This window comes from Gordonia sp. GN26 (genome assembly GCF_054823965.1).
The window spans coordinates 26,609-49,541 of the sequence record NZ_JSYC01000074.1 but is presented as its reverse complement, the minus strand read 5'-3'; the positions used below and the strand labels follow the sequence as shown (position 1 = coordinate 49,541).

23 protein-coding genes are annotated in these 22,933 nt (G+C 67.7%); 8 read left to right on the top strand and 15 right to left on the bottom strand.

What is annotated here, in order from left to right:
- Positions 1 to 92: 92 nt before the first annotated feature.
- Complete coding sequence (locus tag OK17_RS15795) at positions 93 to 815, bottom strand: type 1 glutamine amidotransferase (RefSeq protein ID WP_232715687.1); 723 nt, start codon at positions 813 to 815, stop codon at positions 93 to 95.
- Positions 812 to 2,113 carry a Mur ligase family protein gene (locus OK17_RS15790; RefSeq protein WP_232715686.1) on the bottom strand — a complete coding sequence of 434 codons (1,302 nt, stop codon included), beginning with the start codon at positions 2,111 to 2,113 and terminating at the stop codon, positions 812 to 814. Before OK17_RS15790 ends, OK17_RS15795 begins: the two co-directional genes overlap by 4 nt.
- A gap of 75 nt (positions 2,114 to 2,188) precedes the next feature.
- On the opposite strand from OK17_RS15790, the gene OK17_RS15785 reads away from it, so the two are divergent.
- Positions 2,189 to 3,283 carry an alpha/beta hydrolase gene (locus OK17_RS15785; protein ID WP_461418008.1) on the top strand — a complete coding sequence of 365 codons (1,095 nt, stop codon included), beginning with the start codon at positions 2,189 to 2,191 and terminating at the stop codon, positions 3,281 to 3,283.
- Here the strand turns inward: OK17_RS15785 and OK17_RS15780 are convergent.
- Positions 3,280 to 4,308: an EamA family transporter gene (locus OK17_RS15780; RefSeq protein WP_461418007.1), complete on the bottom strand. Its 1,029-nt coding sequence runs from the start codon at positions 4,306 to 4,308 to the stop codon at positions 3,280 to 3,282. The two genes, OK17_RS15785 and OK17_RS15780, sit on opposite strands and share 4 nt — an antisense overlap.
- A gap of 101 nt (positions 4,309 to 4,409) precedes the next feature.
- Positions 4,410 to 4,772, bottom strand: a complete 363-nt coding sequence (trxA, locus tag OK17_RS15775) for a thioredoxin (protein ID WP_232715683.1) — start codon at positions 4,770 to 4,772, stop codon at positions 4,410 to 4,412.
- A 68-nt stretch (positions 4,773 to 4,840) separates the two neighbouring features.
- Here trxA and OK17_RS15770 point away from each other — a divergent pair, with 68 nt between their 5' ends.
- Positions 4,841 to 5,725, top strand: a complete 885-nt coding sequence (locus tag OK17_RS15770; RefSeq protein ID WP_461418006.1) for a LysR family transcriptional regulator — start codon at positions 4,841 to 4,843, stop codon at positions 5,723 to 5,725.
- A 64-nt stretch (positions 5,726 to 5,789) separates the two neighbouring features.
- Here OK17_RS15770 and OK17_RS15765 read toward each other — a convergent pair whose 3' ends face one another.
- The 7 genes from OK17_RS15765 to OK17_RS15735 form a co-directional block, all read right to left on the bottom strand.
- Entirely contained in the window at positions 5,790 to 6,941 is a 1,152-nt protein-coding gene (locus OK17_RS15765; RefSeq protein WP_006358975.1) for an acyl-CoA dehydrogenase family protein, read from the bottom strand.
- A gap of 36 nt (positions 6,942 to 6,977) precedes the next feature.
- On the bottom strand, positions 6,978 to 7,646 hold the full coding sequence (locus OK17_RS15760) for a TetR/AcrR family transcriptional regulator (RefSeq protein WP_006866554.1): 669 nt from the start codon (positions 7,644 to 7,646) through the stop codon (positions 6,978 to 6,980).
- A 215-nt stretch (positions 7,647 to 7,861) separates the two neighbouring features.
- Positions 7,862 to 8,182, bottom strand: a complete 321-nt coding sequence (locus OK17_RS15755) for a putative quinol monooxygenase (RefSeq protein WP_461418005.1) — start codon at positions 8,180 to 8,182, stop codon at positions 7,862 to 7,864.
- 89 nt (positions 8,183 to 8,271) lie between these two features.
- Entirely contained in the window at positions 8,272 to 9,291 is a 1,020-nt protein-coding gene (locus OK17_RS15750; RefSeq protein ID WP_461418004.1) for an LLM class flavin-dependent oxidoreductase, read from the bottom strand.
- A 66-nt stretch (positions 9,292 to 9,357) separates the two neighbouring features.
- Complete coding sequence (locus OK17_RS15745) at positions 9,358 to 9,969, bottom strand: TetR/AcrR family transcriptional regulator (RefSeq protein ID WP_461418003.1); 612 nt, start codon at positions 9,967 to 9,969, stop codon at positions 9,358 to 9,360.
- Positions 9,970 to 10,141: 172 nt separating this feature from the next.
- The gene (leuA, locus tag OK17_RS15740) at positions 10,142 to 11,992 is read right to left on the bottom strand and encodes a 2-isopropylmalate synthase (RefSeq protein WP_461418002.1); all 1,851 of its coding nucleotides are present in this window, start codon (positions 11,990 to 11,992) and stop codon (positions 10,142 to 10,144) included.
- A 208-nt stretch (positions 11,993 to 12,200) separates the two neighbouring features.
- Positions 12,201 to 12,614 (bottom strand): winged helix-turn-helix transcriptional regulator, encoded by a 414-nt coding sequence (locus tag OK17_RS15735; protein WP_461418001.1) that lies wholly within the window; start codon positions 12,612 to 12,614, stop codon positions 12,201 to 12,203.
- A 74-nt stretch (positions 12,615 to 12,688) separates the two neighbouring features.
- Here OK17_RS15735 and OK17_RS15730 point away from each other — a divergent pair, with 74 nt between their 5' ends.
- On the top strand, positions 12,689 to 13,096 hold the full coding sequence (locus tag OK17_RS15730; RefSeq protein WP_232715676.1) for a RidA family protein: 408 nt from the start codon (positions 12,689 to 12,691) through the stop codon (positions 13,094 to 13,096).
- Positions 13,097 to 13,276: 180 nt separating this feature from the next.
- Positions 13,277 to 14,707 (top strand): MFS transporter, encoded by a 1,431-nt coding sequence (locus OK17_RS15725; protein ID WP_232715675.1) that lies wholly within the window; start codon positions 13,277 to 13,279, stop codon positions 14,705 to 14,707.
- A 70-nt stretch (positions 14,708 to 14,777) separates the two neighbouring features.
- Here the strand turns inward: OK17_RS15725 and OK17_RS15720 are convergent, their stop codons facing one another.
- Positions 14,778 to 15,356, bottom strand: coding sequence for a nitroreductase family protein (locus tag OK17_RS15720; protein WP_461418000.1), 579 nt, complete (start codon positions 15,354 to 15,356; stop codon positions 14,778 to 14,780).
- The gene (locus OK17_RS15715; RefSeq protein WP_461417999.1) at positions 15,344 to 16,936 is read right to left on the bottom strand and encodes an MFS transporter; all 1,593 of its coding nucleotides are present in this window, start codon (positions 16,934 to 16,936) and stop codon (positions 15,344 to 15,346) included. Before OK17_RS15715 ends, OK17_RS15720 begins: the two co-directional genes overlap by 13 nt.
- Positions 16,937 to 17,056: 120 nt before the next feature.
- Here OK17_RS15715 and OK17_RS15710 point away from each other — a divergent pair, with 120 nt between their 5' ends.
- On the top strand, positions 17,057 to 17,731 hold the full coding sequence (locus OK17_RS15710; RefSeq protein ID WP_461417998.1) for a TetR/AcrR family transcriptional regulator: 675 nt from the start codon (positions 17,057 to 17,059) through the stop codon (positions 17,729 to 17,731).
- Positions 17,732 to 17,771: 40 nt separating this feature from the next.
- On the opposite strand, the gene OK17_RS15705 is transcribed toward OK17_RS15710, so the two are convergent.
- The gene (locus OK17_RS15705; protein WP_232715671.1) at positions 17,772 to 19,097 is read right to left on the bottom strand and encodes a hypothetical protein; all 1,326 of its coding nucleotides are present in this window, start codon (positions 19,095 to 19,097) and stop codon (positions 17,772 to 17,774) included.
- A 168-nt stretch (positions 19,098 to 19,265) separates the two neighbouring features.
- Here OK17_RS15705 and OK17_RS15700 point away from each other — a divergent pair, with 168 nt between their 5' ends.
- Both OK17_RS15700 and OK17_RS15695 read left to right on the top strand, forming a co-directional pair.
- On the top strand, positions 19,266 to 20,531 hold the full coding sequence (locus OK17_RS15700; RefSeq protein WP_461417996.1) for an aspartate kinase: 1,266 nt from the start codon (positions 19,266 to 19,268) through the stop codon (positions 20,529 to 20,531).
- Positions 20,532 to 20,533: 2 nt separating this feature from the next.
- A complete protein-coding gene (locus tag OK17_RS15695; protein ID WP_232715670.1) occupies positions 20,534 to 21,559 on the top strand; it encodes an aspartate-semialdehyde dehydrogenase in 1,026 nt (341 codons plus the stop codon).
- Here OK17_RS15695 and OK17_RS15690 read toward each other — a convergent pair.
- Positions 21,556 to 22,305: a FadR/GntR family transcriptional regulator gene (locus OK17_RS15690; RefSeq protein ID WP_461417994.1), complete on the bottom strand. Its 750-nt coding sequence runs from the start codon at positions 22,303 to 22,305 to the stop codon at positions 21,556 to 21,558. The genes OK17_RS15695 and OK17_RS15690 overlap by 4 nt on opposite strands.
- Before the next feature lie 122 nt (positions 22,306 to 22,427).
- Between OK17_RS15690 and OK17_RS15685 the strand changes: the two genes are divergently transcribed.
- The gene (locus OK17_RS15685; protein WP_232715668.1) at positions 22,428 to 22,931 is read left to right on the top strand and encodes a gluconokinase; all 504 of its coding nucleotides are present in this window, start codon (positions 22,428 to 22,430) and stop codon (positions 22,929 to 22,931) included.
- The last annotated feature ends 2 nt before the right edge of the window (positions 22,932 to 22,933 follow it).

Below are 22,933 nucleotides of genomic sequence, written 5' to 3'. Positions count from 1 at the left end.
GCTGCGCTCGTCGCCTGCTCAACCAGCGGATTCCTTTGCCGGCCGAGTAAGTTCGAGGGGCTACCCGAGGACCGTGTCGAGGTCAGGTGGTGTCAGCGCCGACGCCCGGCGGCGAGGCGTTCTTTACGCAACCGATTGACCTCCGGGAGGTCGAGCGGCGCAAGCGATTCGACGCCCATCGCGGTGGCGAGGAGGTGGTCGGCGAGTTCGGGGTTCCGGGCCAGCGCCGGACCGTGCATGTAGGTGCCGATCACGCTGCCCTGCACGACGCCCTCGGTGCCGTCGCCGACGCCGTTGCCGATGCCGTGCTTCACCCGCCCGAGCGGCTTGGCATCGGAGCCCAATGTGGTTCCGCCGCGGTGGTTCTCGAAACCGGTGAGCGGCTGGGTGAGTGCGGCGAGGGTCGGTTCGGTGACCAGCTCGCCGATGCTGCGCGTCTCCTGCGGTGCGGTGGTCAGGTCGAACAGCGAGATGCCGTCGACCCGCTCACCGGCGGAGGTCTCGTACCAGTGGCCGAGCACCTGGATGGCCGCGCAGATCGCGAGAACCGGGCGTCCCGCCGCGGCGGCCTGCTGAAGACCGGGGTAGCGGGTCAGGTGGCGGGTGGCCAGACGCTGGGCGTAGTCCTCGGCGCCGCCGAGGGTGTAGACGTCGAGGGAATCCGGTACCGGGTCGTCGAGCGTGATGTGCACGACCTCGGCGTCGATGCCGCGCATGAGGGCGCGACGCTTGAGGACGAGGGCGTTGCCGCCGTCGCCGTAAGTACCCATGACGTCGGGCAGGACCAGCCCGATCCGCAGTGTCGACTCGCTCACTGTTCGGCCTTCCGTGCACGTGCCGCGCGTTCCATGGCGATCCCCAGATCGCGGAACGCGGTGTAGTTGGCGAGCACCTCGACGCGTCCCGGCGGACACGAGGCGATCGCCGCCATCGGGTCGGGGACCGTGGTGTGCTCGGCACCCGCGTAGAGCAGGCGCACCGACAGGTCGGCCGCCCGCTCACCGGCGGCGACCACCTGCATGGTCTCGAAGGCCTCGAATCGCACGTCCCACAGCCAGGAGAGGTCCTCGCCGTCGGGGACCTGTCCGTTGACCGCGATGACCAGTCCGTCGGCGTCCTGGTCGATCATCGACAGGGCCTCCTGCCAACCGGCCGGGTTCTTCGCGAGAAGCGTACGGACGGAGTGGTTGCCGATCTGGTGGACGCCGTAGCGGCCGGCGACCTCGCCGACCGTCCCGACCGCGGCGACGGCCTTGCCCGGGTCGGCGCCCATCGCGACCGCGGCGGCCACCGCCTGCGCCGCGTTGCCGCGGTTGGCCCGGCCGGGGACGGCCAGGGTCAGCGGGGCGGAGAAGCCGTTCGGGCCGTAGATGTTCTCGTCGTCGAACCACCAGTCGGGGGTGGGCCGACGGAAGTTCTCGTCGCCGGTCGACTGCCAGCCGTCCGCGGACCGCACGATCGGCTCGCCGGTGCGGGGACAGCTCACCGAGTCGCCGACCCAGCTCGCGCCCGCGGCCACCCACACCACGTCGGGAGCGTCGAAGGCGGCCGAGGTGACCAGCACGTCGTCGCAGTTCGCGATCACGGTGGTCGACGGGTGACGGGCGATGCCCTCGCGGAGCCTGCGCTCGATCATGTTGATCTCGCCGACCCGGTCGAGCTGATCGCGCGACAGGTTCAGCAGGACCAACACCTCGGGATCGACCGCATCGCTGACATGCGGCACGTGGAGTTCGTCGACCTCGAGCGCGCACAGCGGCGCATTGCGGCTGAGGGTGAGGGTCGCGATGATGCCGGCGTCCATGTTGGCGCCGTCGGCCTGCGTGGCGACCTCGCCGAGTTCGGCCATCGCCGCGGCGGTCATCCGGGTGGTCGTCGACTTGCCGTTGGTGCCGGTGATGATCGCGGAGCGTTTGCCGGCGGCGAGCCGGCGCATGATGTCGGGATCGATCTTGGCGGCGACGAGTCCGCCGATCATCGAACCCTTGCCGCGTCCCGCGGTGCGCGAGGCCCAGCGAGCCGCAGCAGCCGCGGCCAACGCGACCGAGGTGCGGGCGGGCACACGGGTGCTCGTGCGAGATGCGGATCCGGCGGACGATGGGCGGTCGGGCATGGCCACGAGTGTTCCACAGCGTCGATCTGCGGGTTGCTCGTGCCGACCGCCGACCAGCAAGTAGGCTCGGCGACTGTGAGCCGTGACACCCATCTGAGCCTGTCCCTGCCCGCACGAATCCAGCGCGGCGTGCTGATCGCCGCGGGAAAGATTCCCGACGCCGCGATGTCGGTCCTCGGTCGGCGGGCGCCGGTGAACTCCGACGGTGAACGCGTGGCGCCCGAACTCGCCGCGATCGGCTGGGCCAACCAGCACGTCCCCGGCCTCAACCCGTTCGCGGGCGAGGTTGCCCGGTCACGCTTCGCGACCGACGAGAGCGGCGCGTCGATGGCGGAGAACCTGCCGCCCATGGCGGTCGAGGAGGACCTGGTCATCGACAGCCCGGACGGCCCGATCCCGGCCACGCGGTATCGCTCGTCGACCCGGTCGGACGGGCTGATCGTCTACTACCACGGCGGTGGCTTCGTCACGGGCAGCCGCATCAGCCACGACACCTTCGTGCGCCGGCTCGCCCACGGCACCGGACTGGACGTCCTGTCGGTCGAGTACCGGCTCGCACCCGAGCACCCGTTCCCGGCCGGAGTCGACGACGCCGTCGCGGCGTGGCACTTCGCCGTCGACGTGGCACCGCGGTGGGGTCTCGACCCCGAGCGGATCGTCGTCGCCGGTGACAGCGCGGGCGGCAACCTGGCGACCGTGGTCGCACGACTCGTCCGCGACGAGCCGATCACGCCGGTCTTCCAGCTGCTGATCTACCCGGTCACCGACGCCACCGCGGACACGGCGTCACGGCGTGAGTTCGCGACCGGCTTCTTCCTGACCGCGGACGGCATCGAGTGGTTCAACGATCGTTACGTGCCCGACGTCGGGCAGCGCAAGGACCCGCGCTGTTCGCCGCTGCTCGCCGACGATCTCAGCGGACTGCCGCCGGCGCACGTCGTCGTCGCCGGCTTCGACCCGTTGCGTGACGAAGGCCTTGCCTACGCCAAGCGGCTCGAAGAGGCGGGGGTTCCGGTCACGCTGCGTCGGGAGGGGTCGATGATCCACGGGTTCATCAACATGACCCTCATCAGCTCCGGAGCCCGCGCGGCGGTCGACCGGATGTGTGCGGAGGTCCGGAGAGCCCTCGACGAGGCGTCGTCGGCGGGCCAGGAGGAGATCGCCGGCTAGCGCTCGCGGGCAGCTGTTGCGGCGCACGTCAGGTCGTCGTCGGCTGCCGACGCCGTGTTCGTGGTGGGGCCTGGGGTGGCTGTACCGGTGGTTGCTGTGCTTGTTGCTGCAGCCTCCGCCGCAAGCCGCCGGCGTCTGCGTGACTGCGGCCGGGCCATCACGCCGACGGCGCAGCCGCTGACGACGATCACCGCACCGACGATCTCGCCGACCGTCGGGACCTCGCCGAGGAAGACGAACGACGCGCTGATGCCCACGACGGGCACCAGCAGCGACATCGGCGACACCCGGCTCGCGTCGTTGCGGCTGAGGAGCACGGTCCACAGGCCCGCGCCGACGAGCGTCCCCAGCGCGGCCAGGTAGACGAGTCCGCCGAGCGCACGCAGCCCGGTGTCCGTGCCGATCGTCATCAGTGCGTCGAAGCCCGCAGACGGTCCCTCGATGATCAGACTCGCGAGATAGAGCGGCGGAGTCGCGACGACGGCCATCCACATCGTCATGCGGAACGAGTCGTCGGGCTGCGCCAGCCGGCCGCCGATGTTGCCGATCGCCCAGCTGAGGCCACCGAGGATGGTGAGTCCGATCGGGAGGAGTGCGGCCACACCGATGTCGCTGCCGGTGGCCCGGTCGAAGGCGATCAGGCCCATGCCGCCGACGGCGACGAGCAGGCCCACCACCTGGGCGACCGTCATCCGCTCACGCAGGAACAGCACGCCGAGGATCACCGTGAAGGGCGCCGACGTCTGCAAGACGAGCGATGCGAGTCCGGCCGGCATCCCCAGGCTCATCGCGAGGAACAGGAACATGAACTGCACAGACCCGAACCCCGCCACGTAGACGAAGAACCACTTGAGTCGGACCTTCGGAAAACGCACGAACAGGATGACCGGGATCGCCATCACGGCGAAACGCAACGCAGCCAGGAAGAACGGTGGGAAGTGTTCGAGACCGTAGTGGATCGCCACGAAGTTCAGTCCCCACAAGAACACGACACAGAGGGCGAGCAACCGGTCACGAATCGACATGGTCACCATCGTCCGAGTCGCCGTGATGAAGAACAATCGAATTTAAACGGAAGGATTGTTCAGATCTACTGAACAATCCTTCCTGTGCGCGCATCAGCGGTTCACTGCTGTGCGGCGGCGACCTTCGCCCGGACGTCGTCCATGTCGAGTGCCTCGACCGCGCCGATGAGCTCCTCGAGCTGTGCGGCGGGGAGCGCACCCGGCTGGTTGAACACGAGAATGCCGTCACGGAAGGCCATCAGCGTCGGAATCGACTGGATGCCAAGGCTCCCGGCGAGCTGCTGCTCCGCCTCGGTGTCGATCTTGCCGAAGAAGATGTCGGAGTGGGTCTCGGAGGCCTTCTCGAAGACGGGGCCGAACATGCGGCACGGGCCGCACCAGCTCGCCCAGAAGTCGAGCAGCACGATGCCGTCGGCCTCGATGGTGGGTTGGAAGGTTTCCAGGGTCACGTCTTGTGTTGCCATGATCCGCACAACGGATACGGGGGTGGAGACATTCCTTGTAGGGCCCGGTTTGTCGGTACCTTTGGCGCATGGAGGTCCGTCGGCTGCGGTTGTTGCGTGAGTTCGCCGACCGTGAGTCGATCGGCGCGGTCGCCGACGCGATGCACATGACACCGTCGGCGGTGTCGCAGCAGCTGAAGGTCCTGGCCGACGAGGCCGGTGTGCCGCTGTTCGAACCCGAGGGCCGGCGCATCAGGCTGACCGAGGCGGGTCGCGCGCTGGTCCTGCGCGCCGACGAGGTGATCGCCGCGGTCGAACGAGCGCAGGAGGAGATGGCGTCGTATCGGTCGGGCCGGGCGCGGGTGCGGCTCGCGATGTTCCCGTCGGGGTCGACGCTGTTGCTGCCGACCGTGCTCGATCGGGCCGCCGAATCCGGGATCGAAGTGCACGCCTTCCATCTCGACGTCGGATACTCCGACGCCGCCCCTGCTCTCGCGGATTTCGACGTCGTCGTCACCCACCGGGACGAGCGGACACCCGCGGTCAACCAGTCGCGCGTGTGGGTCGCCGAGCTGATGCGCGAACCGGTCGACGTGATCGTCCCCGTCGACAGTCCGCTCGCCGAGACGGACGAGGTGGCGGTCTCCGAACTCGCCGAACATGATTGGATCAGCGTCGAGGGAGGATTCCCGGTCGACGATGTGCTGCAGTCGATCTCGGCGGTGACCGGGGTCGCGCCCCGGGTCACCCAACGCATGCTGGACTTCACCACCATCGAGGCGCTCGTCGCCGGCGGTCACGGGATCGCACTGATGCCGCGGTTCGCCGTCCGTCATCCGGAGGTGAAACGTCTGGAACTCAAAGGGGTCCGGGCGGCTCGGGTGTACGAGGCGTTGGCGCGGCCACGGTCCCGATCGGCGGTCCAGCAGGTCGTCGAACACCTGACGGCCGTGGGCGCCGATCACGGTCAGTGAACGAAAAAGGCCGGTGGGCCACGCATTTCGCGTGACCCACCGGCCTTGTGGTTCGATTTCGGGATCAGACGCCCAGGCTCTTGCCGACGATGTCCTTCATGATCTCGGTGGTGCCACCGAAGATCGTCTGGATGCGGGCATCGGTGTAGGCGCGGGCCACGCGGTACTCGTTCATGTAGCCGTAGCCGCCGTGCAGCTGCAGGCAGCTGTCGATGACGCGCTTGGCGAGCTCGGTGCACCACCACTTGTTCTTGGAGGCGTCGATGGCGTCGAGTTCACCGTCGAGCACACCCTGGAGGCAGCGGTCGATGTAGACCTCGGCGATGTCGAGCTCGGTGGCCATCTCGGCGAGCGTGAAGCGGTTCGCCTGGAAGGTGCCGATGGGACGACCGAATGCCTTGCGGTCCTTGGTGTACTGCAGGGTCTCCTCGAAGATCGCGCGTGCACCGGCGATCGCGCCGATGCCGATCGACAGACGCTCGGACGGCAGGTTCTGCATGAGGTGGTAGAAGCCCATGCCCTCCTGGCCGAGCAGATTCTCGACCGGGACGCGCACGTTGTTGAAGTGCAGCTCGGCGGTGTCCTGCGCCTTGAGGCCCATCTTGTCGAGCTTGCGACCGCGCTCGAAACCCTCCATGCCACGCTCGACGACCAGCAGCGAGAACGCCTTGTGGCCGGCCGCGGGGTCCGGGTTGGTGCGGCACACGACCACGACGAGGTCGGAGTTGATGCCCGACGAGATGAAGGTCTTGTTGCCGTTGAGGACGTAGTGATCGCCCTCCAGCTTCGCCGAGGTCTTGATGCCGGCGAGGTCCGATCCGGCACCCGGCTCGGTCATCGCGACGGCGAGGATCGTCTCACCGGTGGCGATGCCCGGCATCCAGCGCTTCTTCTGCTCGTCGTTGGCCAGGTGGACGAAGTACGGTGCGACGACGTCGTTCTGGAGGCTCAGGCCGGGAGCTGCGCCGTCGAACTTGGCGAACTCCTCGACGACGACCGCGTTGAAGCGGAAGTCGTCCATGGCGCCGCCGCCGCCGTACTCCTCCGGGATGTTGAAGCCCAGCAGGCCCGCGTCGCCGGCCTTCTTGAAGATCTCACGGTCGACCTGACCGGCCTTGGTCCATTCCTCGTTGTACGGACCGCACTCGCGGATCAGGAAGTTGCGCGCGGTTTCCCGCAGGGCCTCGTGCTCGTCTTCGAAGATCTTGCGCTTCATGGATTTTCTCCCTTTCGTGGACCGTAACTCGTTGTGTCAGTCGTTGTTGTTCGTGTCCTGTGCACCCACGACCCGCAGTGCGATCGAGGCGTAGGACGCCGCGACCTCGGCGGGTGTGCGAGCACCGGACGGGCGGTACCAGGTGGTGACCGCCTGGCAGGCGCCGAACAGATAGCGCAGGACGTCCTTGACGTCCTGGTCGAATCGGAACTCGCCCGAGTCCAGGCCTGCCTGGATGACATCGGCGAGCATGTTCTCGGTCTCGGTCCGCATCGCGATGTAGGGCTCGCGGCGCGGGTCCTCCGGGTCGAGATGGCGGAACTCGCTTGCGACACTTGCCAGCTCGAGATCGCTGGTCATGTGCAGAACGATGGACTCGATCGCGTTCGACAGCTTCTCGCTCGGCGTGCGCCCTTCCTCGATCGCCGCTCCGACCCAGGCGAGGACCGACGTCATCGCCGCTTCGAGCAACTCCACGAGGATGCCGAGCTTGTTGTCGTGGTGGTAGTAGAGGGTCGGCAGGGACACCCCGGCGCGCGACGCGATGTCGCGGATCGAGGTTCCGTGGAACCCGCGCTCGTAGAACGCGCGCTTCGCTGCGACGAGGGTCGTCGGCAGCGGTACCGGCTCGCGCCGTCGCCAGTCCAATCCTTCGGTGTCGACCGTGAACCGTTTTCCGGCAGCGGCTTTCGCTGAGTCAGACACGTTCGGTGATCGTGGCATCGGGCATAGAGGTTTCCTCCCCGTGGGGTGTCGCGAACCGGTGCGGACCCAGCATGGCGCCCATCACTTTATCTAACGATCGTTATACAGGTGTAGCACGCGCCCGTCCGGCGAATCAACAGGCGCGGCGGGAATTGACTAGAGACGACGCCCCCGCCCCGTCGAATACGGAGCGGGGGCGTCGACGGTTCACCAGGTCAGACCGCGCCCTTGTCGGCGTCACCTGCGGGAACGGGGGAGAACGTCTTCACGTCGAGAGGGCCGGCCAGCAGCGGCCCGATCTTCTTGCCGAGCTCGGTCAGCGCCGGTGCGCCGCCGTGGGTGGCCAGCGCCTCGAAAGACTCCCAGCGCTCGATCATGACCAGGTCGGTCGAGTCGCCGGTGGCCTCGTGCAGTGCGTACTTGCCGCACCCGGGCTCGCCGTGCACCTCGGGGATGGCGGCCAGCACCGCGTCGCGGACGGCCTGCTCCTCGCCGGGCTTCGGCGAGATGGTGGCGACGACGATCACTTCGGACATGGGTGAGTACTCCTCGGGATGGGGACGGGATCGCTCGTGACGTTATGGGAGTGCGGTCGTTCGCGTGGCGAATTCGCCGATGGCCGAACTCAGCGCCAACCGAGTGCGGGCGCCACGTGGGTGAGGATCGACTCGATGACGTGTGCGTTGTACTCGACCCCGAGCTGGTTGGGCACGGTCAGCAGCAGGGTGTCGGCCGCGGCGATCGCCTCGTCCTCGCGCAGCTGCTCGATGAGCTTGTCCGGCTCGTCGGCGTAGCTGCGGCCGAACCGGGCGACGCTGTTGTCGATGACGCCGACCTGATCGGACTCGTCGCCACCGCGGCCGAAGTAGGCCCGATCGCGGTCGTCGACGAGTGCGAAGATGCTGCGGCTCACCGAGACCCGTGGCTCATGTGGGTGACCGGCGTCGGCCCAGGCCTTGCGAAAGCGGTGGATCTGCTCGGCCTGGAGCTGGTGGAACGGGACGCCGGTGTCCTCGGTCAGCAGCGTCGACGACATCAGGTTCATGCCCTGCTGCGCAGTCCATTCCGCGGTCGCGCGGGTACCGGCACCCCACCAGATGCGGTCGCGGAGACCGGGCGACTGCGGCTCGATGGGCAACAGGCCCGGCGGGTTCGGGAACATGGGTCGCGGGTTGGGGCGGGCGAAGCCGCCACCCTCGATGACGCGGAGGAACACCTCGGTGTGCTGGCGGGCCATGTCGGCGTCGGTGGAACCCTCCGGCGGGACATAGCCGAAGTACTTGTAGCCCTCGATGACCTGCTCGGGGGATCCACGGCTGATACCGAGCTGCAGACGCCCGCCGGCGATGAGGTCGGCTGCGCCGGCGTCCTCGGCCATGTACAGCGGGTTCTCGTAGCGCATGTCGATGACACCGGTGCCGATCTCGATGCGGCTGGTCTTGGCGCCGATCGCCGACAGCAGCGGGAACGGAGACGCCAGCTGCCGCGCGAAGTGATGCACCCGGAAGTACGCGCCGTCGGCGCCCAGTTCCTCGGCCGCCACGGCGAGTTCGATCGACTGCAGCAATGTGTCGGCGGCCGTGCGGACCTGCGATCCGGGCGACTCCGACCAGTGACCGAACGACAGGAAACCGATCTTCTTCATGATCGGTAAATGAAACCACGGTCCGGATTGTTCCCGCCCGAGGGTGCGGGATGCCGGTACGCCAGATCAGTCGTGGGCGTCCACCGGGGTCTGGGGTCGTCCGTCCGTCGTCACGACCTGCCGCTCACCCCGGTTCCGGGCCGCATCCGCCAGGGACGTGATGAACTGTTCGGCCGCCCAGCGCAGGGCTTCGCGGTCCTCGGGAAGAGTGGTCTGCTCATATCCGGTGAGGATGAAATTGGCCCAGCTCGAATACCGATGGGCGGCGACCCGGTCGTCGAGGAGCTCCATGGCGATGTCGAAGACCACGTCGTATCGGGAACGGTCGGCGGCCTGCTGGACCTTGCCGACGTCCGGGTCCATCGCGGCCCACGTGCGGATCGCGGCTTCGGCGCTGTGGGGGAGGGCCACCGCGAACTCGATGAGCTCGACCATCCGGCGCAGCGGGTCGGGTTCGGACTGCACGGCAGCGACTTCCACCTGGGTGCGCGAGTCCAACCAGTGGTCGATCAGCTGAGTGGTGTAGTCCGACCAGTTCTTGAAGAAGTGATAGAACGAGCCGCTGGTCACCCCGAGCCGGTTGCACACCTCGGACAGCTTCAACGCGCTGTAACCGGAATCGGCGAGGACGGCCAGGCCGGTCTCCAGATACAACTCCCGGGTTGTCGTGGCTCCCATGCGGCAACCGTATCCAAGAACCCGCCGGGAGGTATGTCGGCGTTGTGCCGTGTTTCGCGGGGGACTGGCACGAAGATGCGCAATGGGCCGGGACCCGGACGAGGATCACCCGTCGACGTGGTCCCGGCCCATCAGCCGGAGATGTATTCGATTGTCGGTTACCCGAGAGCCTCTACGGGGCCCAGGTGCGCGGGGCGGCCTCGGCCTCGGCGGGCGGGGTCGAGGTGACGCGGTAGGCGCGGTTGACCGCGGAGACCACGGCACGCAGGCTCGCGGTGGTGATCGACGACGCCACGCCGACACCCCACACGGTTTCGCCGTTGACCTCGGTCTCGACATACGCCGCCGCGCTGGCGTCGCCGCCGGCGGTCAGTGCGTGCTCGGTGTAGTCCAGGACGCGGACGTCGTAGCCGACGGTGCTCAGGGCGTCGACGAAGGCGGCCAGCGGGCCGTTGCCCGAGCCGGTGATCTCGCGCTCGTTGCCCTCGATCTTCACCACGGCGGTGATGTGGTCCTCCCCGCCGTCGACCTCGGCCGCGTCGACCTTCTGGCGCATGCGCTCCAGCGGCCAGATCGGCTGCAGGTAGTTCTCCGCGAAGACGTCGTACATCTCCTTGGGATTGACCTCGCCGCCCTCGCCGTCGGTGATCTTCTGGATCTCGCGGCTGAACTCGATCTGCAGGCGACGCGGCAGCACCAGGCCGTGGTCGGCCTTCATGATGTAGGCGACGCCGCCCTTGCCGGACTGGCTGTTCACGCGGATGACGGCCTCGTAGCTGCGGCCGACGTCCTTCGGGTCGATCGGCAGATACGGTACGGCCCAGACGATGTCGTCGACATCGGAGTCGGCGTCGTCGGCGTCGTACTTCATCTGGTCCAGGCCCTTGTTGATGGCGTCCTGGTGGCTGCCGGAGAAGGCGGTGAAGACCAGGTCGCCGCCGTACGGGTGGCGCTCGGGGACGTTCAGCTGGTTGCAGTACTCGACGGTGCGACGGATCTCGTCGATGTCGGAGAAGCTGATCTGCGGGTCGACGCCGCGGCTGAACATGTTCATGCCCAGGGTCACCAGGCAGACATTGCCGGTGCGCTCACCGTTGCCGAACAGGCAGCCCTCGATGCGGTCGGCGCCGGCCTGGTAGCCCAGTTCGGCTGCGGCGACACCGGTTCCACGGTCGTTGTGGGGGTGCAGGCTCAGGATGATCGAGTCGCGACGGGCCAGGTTGCGGTGCATCCACTCGATCGAGTCGGCGTAGACGTTCGGCGTGGCCATCTCGACGGTCGCCGGCAGGTTGACGATCATCGGCTTCTCGGGGGTGGGCGCGATGATCTCGGTGACCGCGTCGACGACCTCCTTCGCGAAGCTCAGCTCGGTGCCCGTGTAGGACTCCGGTGAATACTCGTAGCGCCAGTTGGTGTCGGGGTAGTTCTTCTCCACCTCGAGCACCTTGTGGGCGGCGTCGGTGGCGATCTTGATGATGGCCGGCTTGTCGGCACGGAAGACCACGCGGCGCTGCAGCACCGAGGTGGAGTTGTAGAAGTGCACGATGACGTTCGCGGCACCCCGGCAGGCGTCGAAGGTGCGCTCGATCAGTTCCTCACGGCACTGCGTCAGCACCTGGATGGTGACGTCGGCGGGGATCGCGTTGTCCTCGATGATCTCGCGGACGAAGTCGTAGTCGGTCTGGCTCGCCGAGGGGAAGCCGACCTCGATCTCCTTGTAGCCCATGCGGACCAGCAGGTCGAACATGCGACGCTTGCGTGCCGGGCTCATCGGGTCGATCAATGCCTGGTTGCCGTCACGCAGGTCGACGGCGCACCACAGCGGGGCCTTGGTGATGACCTTGTCGGGCCAGGTGCGGTCGGGCAGCGAGATCGTCTCGACCTCGTCGGCGAACTGACGGTAGCGGTGAACCGGCATAGCGGAATTGCGCTGCGGATTCCATACGGGCTGGTCGGCGGGAATCGGGCCGTTCGGCTCGACGATTCGGCTGGCGCCGGAAGTGAAGGTGTCTGCTGGTGCCATGGGTGGTCATTCTCCGTGTCTGGAAGGAAAGTGACCGGCGCGTGATTGGGCCCCGCGACGGAGGGCCGGTCGTGTCAGACCCCGCCGCGGCAACCGAGAAGGAGTGCACGCTGCATGCGCTCGACTGTACTCCTCGGTGCTATCGAGACCAAAGGTGCAGGTGACAGCGTATTCCTGTGCTGTCGCCGGTCGGGAGGCGGGGGTGTGATCAGGGCTCGTCGCCCGGGCCGAGGACCTCGTCGTCGAACCGTTGTCGGGCGGCGTCGATCGCCGGCAGATGTGTTGCCGCCCATGACAGGAGTCCGTCGATCGGTTCGCGAACGGTCTTGCCCAACGGCGTGATCCGGTACTCGACCGAGACCGGCCGGGTGCTGAGCATCCGGCGTTCGACGATGCCGTTGCGTTCGAGGCGGCGCAGCGTGCTGGTGAGCGACTTCTGCGACACCGCCGGAATGGCGCGGCGTAGGTCGTTGAACCGAGATGGCGCCTCGCACAGTTCGTTGAGCACGCTCAGGGACCACTTGTCGAGAACCTGCCCCAGCAACTCGCGGGACGCGGCGTCGATCCTCAGTTCGTGGTCGGCCCTCGACGAGGGCGGTGTGGGTGCAGGGGTATCGGGCATGAGACCTGGTTTCGTTGAAGTAACCGAACGGCACCAAGTATACAAACGATACTTGCACCTACCAGGAGGAACCGATGACCGTCACGCTCTCCAGCCCCGAAGGCATGCTGCCCGACGCCCCGTACCACCACGTCGCCGTGGGGATCGGTACCCGACACCTGTACCTCGCCGGGCAGGTCGCGCACACCGGTGACGGCACACCGATCCCGGCCGACCTCGCCGGGCAGGTCGCCCAGGCGTTGCGGAACGTCGCCCGCGGATTGCACGGTGCGGGCGCGGATTTCGGTGACGTCGTGCGTCTGACGGTGTACGTGACGGACTGGGAACCGGCGAAGATCGGGGACTTCATGGCCGGGATCGAGGCCGTGGCCGACGAGGTCGGACTACCCACACCGATGCCGCCGGCCACGCTCATCGGGGTGCAGGCGCTGTACGAGCCGGAGGTGCTGGTCGAGATCGAGGCGACGGCCATCGTGGCCTGACCCCCTCTTCGGGGGGTGCCGGGTATCGGCAGTCGCGTCGAAGCTATGACATGCGTCTCACCCGCCGCGGCGAGTGACGGAACTCATTCCCGTGCCGGGTGAGGTGTACGGGCTTCGTGCCCGGTCTTCGACAGAGCCGCTCAACCACGACGCGGCCGCCTGCACAGAAGGACGACGCCAGTGACCACGATCCCCGCCGATCCGCCTCGCGCTGACTTACCGCCGGACCCCCAGACGCCGCCCGACGCGAAGCCCACCAGCCTCCGACGCGTCGCGGCCGCCAGCTCCATCGGCACGACCATCGAGTTCTACGACTTCTTCATCTACGGAACCGCGGCCGCGCTGGTCTTCCCGACGGTGTTCTTCCCGGCAGCCGACGAGGTGACCGGCACGATCGCATCCTTCGCGACCTTCGCCGTGGCGTTCTTCGCACGTCCGGTCGGCGCCATGCTGTTCGGGCACTTCGGTGACCGGATCGGTCGAAAGCGGACCCTCGTCTGGACGCTGCTGATCATGGGCATCGCGACCGTGGCGATCGGACTCCTCCCGGGATACGAGACCGGCGTCTTCGGCATCGCCGAATCGGGGATCGGGATCGCGGCCCCCATAGCCCTCGTCGTCCTGCGATTCCTGCAGGGCTTCGCCGTGGGCGGTGAGTGGGCCGGCGCCACGCTGCTCACGGCCGAATACGCACCCCCCGGCAAGCGGGGTCTGTACGCCATGTTCCCGCAGCTGGGACCGGCGTTCGCCTTCTTCCTGTCGAGTCTGACCTTCCTCATCGCCTCGCTGACCCTCGGCGAGACCAGCTCGGCCTTCCTCGACTACGGCTGGCGCATCCCCTTCATCCTGTCGTTCGCTCTCGTCGCCGTCGGCCTCTGGGTGCGGCTCGCCGTCGCCGAGACCCCGGTATTCCAGGAAGCGCAGCGTCGCAAGGCGCTCGAAGCCGAGAAGTCGGATGGTCCCGCACTGCCCTTCATGGACGCCTTCCGTTACCAGTGGAAGGAGATCCTCATCGCCGGCGGTGCGCTGGCGAGCCTGTTCTCGCTCTTCTACATGGGCACGGCGTTCCTGACGAACTACGGAACCAAGAGCCTCGACCTGTCCCGCACCTTCGTCCTCAGCGCGGGCATGGTCGCCGCGATCGTCTTCGGTCTGTCAACCGCCGCGTCGGCCATGTGGTCCGATCGGGTCGGTCGACGCCGGGTCATCCTGACCTCGTGCATCATCGCCATCCCGTGGGCGCTGGTCCTGTTCCCGATCCTCGAGATCGGTGGCGGCTTTGCCTTCGTCGTCGGACTGATCGGCACCCTGCTGATCTTCGGCATCGCCTACGGTCCGGCGGGTGCGCTGCTCCCCGAACTGTTCGAGGCGCGCTACCGCTACACCGGTGCCGGCATGGGCTACAACCTCGCCGGGATCTTCGGCGGAGCCATCCCGCCGCTGATCGCCGCCCCGCTGATCGCCGGACCCGGCGCGATCTGGGTGGGTGTCCTGCTGGCAGGCCTGTCCGCGATCAGCGTGGTCTGCACGATCCTGATCGTGGAGACCAAGGACAAGGCCATGCGTGCCGAGGTCGAGCGGATCGAGCAGGAGCCCGAGCTCGTCGGCTGACGTCGGAGACGGATACACGCCTCCCGACGACGACGTCCCCGTCGCGATCATCGGTCGCGGCGGGGACGTTTCACGTCTCGGGTGTGGTGAATGCGGGTCGTCCCCACTGCCCGGCGAACGCGACCTCGTCCAGCGGAAGGCGGGTCCGCGGGCGTTCGTCACGCTCGCGGATGTCCTCGGGCAACGACGCGGTGTCCTCGGCGAGCGTGCCGATCCCCAGCAGGACGAGGGGTCTCTGGCCGGCGGGGATGTCGAAGGCCTCGGTAGCGGCGGCGGCATCGAAGCCGGCCATCGGATGCCCGTTGAAGCCGAGCGCCTCGGCCTGCAGGATCATCTGCGACACCGCGAGACCCACGTCGACCGCCGCGTAGGTGTGTTCCTTCGGATCGGCCGGCCGATCGGTGGTGCACACCAGGACCAGCGCGGCCGCCCTCGGCGCCCAGCCGGCGTTTCCACGGGTCAGGACGCCGGTGAGGGTCTCGAAGGTCGCGTCACCGCGTCGGCCGACGAGAAACCGGACCGGCTGCATGCGTCCCCAGGTGGGGGCCCATCGTCCGGCGTCGACGATGGTCGTGAGGTTCGCGACGGAGATGGTGGCGGCGGGGTCGTACCCCCGCGCGCTCCACCGTCCTTCGATCAGTTCATGCACTCGGTCGAGGGTAGTGGCGCCGGTGCCTCGGAGTCGTCGGTGTCGGTCCGGGCATCTGCGGTCACGGCATCTGCGGTCCAGGGCTGCAGCGGCTTGCGCATCGCGAAGAACACCCCGATGCCGAGAACGGTCATCGAGATCCCGATCGCCAGGGACGCCGCGTGCATGCCGTCGACGTAGGACTGCCGGGCCGCGGCCGCGAGGCCGTCTCCCTGGACGCCCATCTCCAGGGCGCGATGCAGCGTCTCACCGAGTGTGTCGCCGAATGACCAGCCGTCGCGATGTCCGCGGAACACCAGTGTGGCGAGTGAACCGAACAGAGCGAGGCCGAGGGCGTTGCCAAGCTCGAAGCTCGTCTCCGAGATGCCCGATGCCGAGCCCGACCGGTCCGGCGGGACCGCGCCCACCACGACGACCGACACCAGGCTGAACTGGATGCCGTAGCCGATGCCGGCGATGAACGTGAAGACGAGGTAGACCCAGATCGGCGACGACGTGGTCAGTGCGAGCAGTCCGAAGTTGCCCGCTGCCGCCAGCACGATCGAGCCGAGGAATGCGGCACGGGTGCCGACCATCGTCGCGATCCGGGAGGCGCCGATCGAGAACACCGCCACCGCGATGGCCATCGGGAGTCCGGCCACAGCCGCGGCGAGGACGTCGTGACCCATCACCGACTGCAGGTAGACGCCGGTCAGGTAGGACATGCCGCCCAGGGCCATCATGCCGACGAGGGCCACGGAGATCGCACCCACGTAGTGCGCGTTCCGAAAGAGCTTGAGGTCGAGGAGCGGGGCCGCGGACTGACGTTGCTGCACCACGAATCCGGCGAGAAGCGCCAGACCCGCGAGTCCGATGACGATGACGCCCGCGTCGGCGCCGTCGCTCGCGAGGGTCTTGATCGCATAGACGACGGGCAGGATGCCGGCCATCGACAGCACGACGCCGAGGACGTCGAACCGTGCGGTCGAGGGCGCCTTGTACTCGGGGATGAGCCGGGGGCCGAGGATGAGGAGGGCGGCCAGCACCGGCACGTTGATGAGAAAGGCCGAGCCCCACCAGAAGTGGTGCAGAAGCACGCCGCCGATGACCGGGCCGACCGCGGCGCCGCCGGCGAAGGCAGCCGTCCACACGCCGATGGCGCGACCGCGCTCACGATCGTCGGAGAACATGTTGGCGATCAGCGACAGGCTCGACGGCATCAGCGTCGCCCCGCCGACACCCATCAGGGCGCGCGCGGCGATCAGGATCCCGGCGGTAGGCGCGAAGGCGGCGAGGATCGACGCCCCGCCGAAGACCGCGGCTCCGGCGAGCAGGATGCGGCGTCGTCCGATGCGATCGCCGAGGTTGCCCATCGTGATCAACAGGCCGGCGATCAGGAACCCGTAGATGTCGAGGATCCACAGCTGCTGGGCCGCCGACGGTGCGAGGGCGTCGGTGATCGAGGGGATCGCGAGGTAGAGGACGGACACGTCCATCGACACCAGGAACACGGGCAGCGTGAGCACCGCGAGTCCCAGCCAGGTTCGTCGGTCGGCAGTACCCGGAAGCTGCCGATCAGACGTGCCGAGACGGGTGGACACGATGTGCTCCTCGATGGTTTCGCTGGTGGATTGCGTACGGTGTACGCGGGAAAGCGTACGCCAGGTGAGTACGCTGTACGCAATCCAATTATTCCCGGTCGTGAGCGGAAGGACGAGCAGGTGACATCTGGCACGACCAAGTTGTCGCCGGCGGTCATCGTCGACGCCGCGATCCGGATCGCCGACGCCCGGGGACTCAACGGTCTCTCGATGCGGCGAGTGGCCGACGAGCTCGGGGTCGGGGCGATGTCGCTGTACCGGCACGTCGCAGACAAGGAGGCGCTGCTGCTGGCGATGTCCGAAGAGGTCACGCAGCGCTATCCCTACCCGTATGAGGACGCGCCGTCGTGGCAGGAGCGGGTCCGGATCGCCGTCGACGTCGACTGGGAGCTGTACCAGCGGCACCCATGGGTGGTGCTGGCCTACTCGTCACCCCGCCTCAGCTACGGCGAGGCCTCACTGGAATGCCTCGACTGGCTGTCCGCGGGTTTCCTCGAACTCGGGGTCGGCATCGAACGCGCCACCGACATGGCGCTGACCGTGTGGAGTTTCGTCCACGGCGTCGCACTGATGGCGGTCGGCGACCAGCTGATCGACGATCAGGTCCGGGGCGAGTCCGAGGTGTCGTCGGTCCGGCTGTCCGACGTGATCGCCGGACGCTCCGATGTCGCGGTGCCCGAACACCTCGCCCGCCTCGCCGGACGTCCCGACGCCGCACACCTGTTGGACCCACGCGCCCGGCTCGACGCCGGAATCGGCTACCTCTGCGCGGGTTTCGTCGCTGCAGCGCACTGAGACACCGGGCCCGAAGCGGATCGGGCCGCTTGGCTTGCGGTCACATGGCGTGCGGGAACACCGTCAGCATGTGCGCGCCGAACCATGAACTGCCGACGACGATCGGCACGACGACGAGGCCGGCGACCGCCGGCCGCGCCCGGGCGAGGGTCATCGCGAGGGGGATGAGAAGAACGAAGGCGGGCAACAGGAGTCGCGGCCTGCTCATCATCAGCCCGCTCGACAGCACGATCTGGGCGACGAGCAGTGAACCGAACAACAGCACCGGCCACGGCAGACGCGCCCACACCGCCACGGCGAGCATCACGAGGGTGCTCAGGACGATCCACGACGTCGCAGTCGGAGCGACCTCTGCGGAGTTCACCAGCTGTTCGTTGACGAAGTTGAATGCGGCGACGCCCCAGTCGAACTCGGTGTCCCAACCGTCGGTCTGGATGCGGAACCATCCAGTCGGCGAACCGGTGTGGGCCCACACGACGCCCAGATAGGTGAGATAGCCCAGAGGACTGAGCGCGATCGCCGCGGCGGCGCGCACACGGTCCGCGCCGGTCACCTCGGTGGAGCTGCGGCCGGTCCACAGGAACACGATCGCGGCGAGGATGACCACGCCGATGATGACGGCGGCGGTCGGCCGGCAGAAGCCGCAGAGGCCGGCCATCACCCCGGCCAGCAGCCATCGCTTCTCCAGGATTCCGACGAGTGCCCACGTCGCGAGGGCGCAGAACATGGCCTCGGTGTAGGCCATGTTGAGTACGATCGACATCGGCGTCGCCGCGAACAGCACCACCAGGAACAGCCCGGTGGCGCGTTCGGGGGCGGGGCCGATGGGGGAGCACCGCGACATCAGCCGCGCACAGACCATGCCGAGGCGGGCCGCGCCGATCGCGGCGATGCATCCGAGGACGAGATTGAGGGTCAGCGCCGCACCGAACGGCGTCACGCCGGGCAGCTTCGCGAGGTACCCGACCAGGTACGGGTAGCCGGGGAAGAAAGCGAATGCGGTGTCGGAGGTGTGGATTCCGCGCGCGTCGGTCAGGCTCGCGGGCACTCCGTCGTATCCGTGGGTGGCGATCGCCAGCATCCACTGCCCGTCCCACACGGTGAGGGCCTTGCCGAGCGTCGTGTCGCGCAGGTCCGCGAACCGTGCGAGCGTGAGAATGCCGATCGCGCGGATGACGAGATAGACGACAAGGGCGTCGATGCACCAGCGGTACCGGCGGACCACGTCGGCGAACGGAGGCCGCGGGTCGGCGGGGCGCCGAACCGGTGTCGAACCGCCCGGGGAGATCGGCCTGCCGTCGACTCCGCCGGTGCCCGGATCGGGATCAGGACGGCCCGGATCGTCGACATCGGTTGGGGTGGCCACCCGTGGAATCCTAGGTTGTCGCCGGCGACCACAGGCGACGTGCCGTGTGCGTCGGATCACAGAATGCCGGTGACCAGGTCAGGCCTGCACCCTCCTGCCCGGTAAGGTTGTCCGAAGCAAGCTGACGTCTATCGAACCGGCGCACGAGCCGGCGGGAGGTAACTCGACGTGGCCCTCGTGGTGCAGAAGTACGGCGGATCCTCGGTCGCAACGGCCGAACGCATCCGTCGCGTTGCCGAGCGCATCGTCGAGACGAAGAAGCAGGGCAACGACGTTGTCGTCGTCGTCTCGGCGATGGGCGACACAACCGACGAACTGCTCGACCTCGCCCAGCAGGTCAATCCGGCGCCCCCGGCGCGCGAGATGGACATGCTCCTGACCTCGGGTGAGCGCATCTCCAACGCACTGGTGGCGATGGCCATCAGTTCGCTTGGTGCACATGCTCAGTCGTTCACCGGCTCGCAGGCCGGCGTCATCACGACGAGCTCTCATGGCAAGGCCAAGATCATCGACGTCACACCGGGCCGCGTTCGCAGCGCACTCGACGACGGCAAGATCGTGCTGGTCGCCGGATTCCAGGGTGTCTCGCAGGACACCAAGGACATCACCACCCTCGGACGCGGTGGCTCCGACACCACCGCCGTCGCGCTGGCGGCGGCCCTCGAGGCCGACGTCTGCGAGATCTACACCGACGTCGACGGCGTGTACTCCGCCGATCCGCGCATCGTCTCCGACGCCAAGAAGCTCGACACCGTCTCTTTCGAGGAGATGCTCGAACTCGCGGCGTGTGGCGCGAAGGTCCTGATGCTGCGGTGCGTGGAATATGCCCGCCGGTACAACGTTCCCGTTCACGTGCGCTCGTCGTACTCGACCAAACCCGGCACCGTGGTGACCGGATCGATGGAGGACATTCCCGTGGAAGAAGCCATTCTCACCGGCGTCGCACACGATCGCAGCGAAGCCAAGATCACCGTCGTGGGTCTCGACGACAAGCCGGGCTACGCCGCCAAGGTGTTCCGCGCCGTCGCCGACGCCGAGATCAACATCGACATGGTGTTGCAGAACATCTCGAAGGTCGACACCGGAAAGACCGACATCACCTTCACCCTGCCGCGCGAGCTCGGCCCGCTGGGTGTCGAGAAGCTCACCAAGCTGCAGGAGGAAATCGGCTTCACCGAGTTGCTGTACGACGATCACATCGGCAAGGTCTCGCTCGTCGGTGCCGGCATGAAGTCGCACCCGGGCGTCACCGCCTCCTTCTGTGAGGCCCTCAGCGAGGCCGGCGTGAACATCGAGCTGATCTCCACCTCGGAGATCCGCATCTCGGTGCTGTGCCGCGACACCGAACTCGACGACGCCGTGCGCGCACTGCACGCCGCCTTCGATCTCGGTGGCGAAGAGGAAGCCGTCGTCTACGCAGGAACGGGCCGATAACCATGGGTGTACGTCTCGGAGTCGTCGGCGCGACCGGTCAGGTCGGCGCCGTCATGCGAACCCTGCTGGCAGAGCGCAACTTCCCGGCCGACGAGGTGCGTTTCTTCGCGTCGCCGCGTTCGGCGGGCAAGAAGCTGCCGTGGGGCGACGGGGAGATCGTGGTGGAGGATGCGGCGACCGCCGATCCGGCCGGTCTCGACATCGCCCTCTTCTCCGCAGGCGCCACGATGTCCCGTGAGCAGGCGCCGCGGTTCGCCGCCGCCGGCGTCACCGTCATCGACAACTCGTCGGCGTGGCGCAAGGATCCCGATGTGCCGCTGGTGGTCTCGGAGGTCAACGGCGAGCTGGCGAAGAACCCGCCCAAGGGCATCATCGCCAACCCCAATTGCACCACCATGGCCGCCATGCCGGTGCTCAAGCCGCTGCACGACGCAGCCGGACTGCAGCGCCTGATCATCTCGAGCTACCAGGCGGTCTCCGGTAGTGGTCTGGCCGGTGTCGAGGAACTCGCCGGGCAGGTGCGCGCTGTCGCCGGTGACGCCGAGAAGCTGGTCCACGACGGCTCGGCCGTCGACTTCCCGGCCCCCAACAAGTACGTCGCACCCATCGCGTTCAACGTTGTGGCACTTGCCGGTTCGCTCGTCGACGACGGCACCGGCGAGACCGACGAGGATCAGAAGCTGCGCAACGAGTCGCGCAAGATCCTCGGTCTCCCCGAACTGCTCGTCAGCGGAACCTGCGTGCGCGTGCCCGTGTTCACCGGCCACTCGCTGTCGATCAACGCGGAATTCGCCGAGCCGCTGTCGGTGACTCGCGCCCAGGAGATCCTCGGTGCCGCAGCCGGAGTCGAGCTCGCCGACGTGCCGACGCCGCTCGCCGCTGCCGGCAAGGACAATTCCCTCGTGGGTCGCATCCGTCAGGATCCGGGTGTTCCGGACGGCCGCGGCCTCGCGCTCTTCGTCTCGGGTGACAACCTCCGAAAGGGTGCTGCGCTCAACACGATTCAGATCGCCGAGCTTCTGGTCTAAGCCTTCGTGGCTCGCTCCGCTCGCACCTCAGGCAGCGGAGGGTCATCGGAGACGGCAGCCGCCGCCTCGGTGATGATCTCGCGCATAGACGCCTCCGCGGCCTCCGGGTCGCGGAGGCGTATTGCTCTCGCCACGTCGTCGTGAAGGGCGATGGCTGCCGGGTTCGGGGTCGGCGGCATCATCCCGTGATGGGTTCGGCCGGCCAGGACCTCGCCGACGACGTCGGCCAGCGACCGGAACATCTCGTTGCCACTCGCCTCGAGCAGGGTGCGGTGAAAGACCTTGTCCGCCAGCAGGTATGACTGAAGGTCGCCGGTGCGTCCGTGAACCGACATGTCCGACACCGCGGCTGCGAGGATGCGGCAGTGGTGCTCGTTGGCGCGTTCGGCCGCCAGCGCGGCCGCCACGGGCTCGAATCCGCGTCGTAGTTCCGACAGGGTCGCGAGGAACTCCGTCCGGTCCGCGCCGTCGAGACGCCACCGGATGAGTCGGGGGTCGAAGACGCTCCACCGGGTCCGCGGCTGGATGGTGATGCCGACCCGGCGTCGCGACTCGACGAGTCCCATCGATTCGAGGACCTTGATCACCTCGCGCGCCACGGTCCGCGACACCCCGTGCTCGGTGCAGATGGCGTCGAGCGTCAGAACGCTGCCCGCCGGTTGCGTCCCCGAGACGATGCGCCGGCCGATGGCAGCGAGGGTCTCGTCATGGCGCTCTGTGGTCCCACCTGTGCTCCGACTCACCATTTCATCTTCTCATTAGCGGCGCCTGACGCAAATGTGCGTACTTAACACGAGAGGGACTTGCATAAGTATGACTATTGAGGCAGTCTCCGTGATCAGCAGCACAGCGATGTGGAGGAGTTGGCATGCGATCACCGGTGGTCGTTATGGGTGTTTCCGGGTCGGGGAAGTCGACCGTGGGAGCCGCGTTGGCGCAGCGTCTACGCGTTCCGTTCGCGGACGCCGACGACTTCCATTCGGCGGAGAACATCGCCAAGATGTCGGCTGGTCAACCGCTCGACGACGACGACCGTCGTCCGTGGCTGGAGTCCATCGGGGTCTGGCTGGCCGAACACGGTGACGGCGGGGTGATGAGCTGCTCCGCGCTCAAGCACGAGTACCGTGACCGTCTCCGCGGGCACGAGCCGTCGGTGCTGTTCGCGCACCTCGCCGGCTCGGTCGAGGTCATCGCCCGCCGGCAGGCATCGCGGCCGGGGCACTTCATGCCGACGGCGCTGCTGCGATCCCAGTTCGAGACCCTCGAACCCCTGACATCCGACGAACGCGGCCTGACCGTCGACGTGGACCAGAGCGTAGACGCCATCGTCGACGAACTGGTCGCGTCGCTCCCCGACGGCGAGGAGAACTGAAC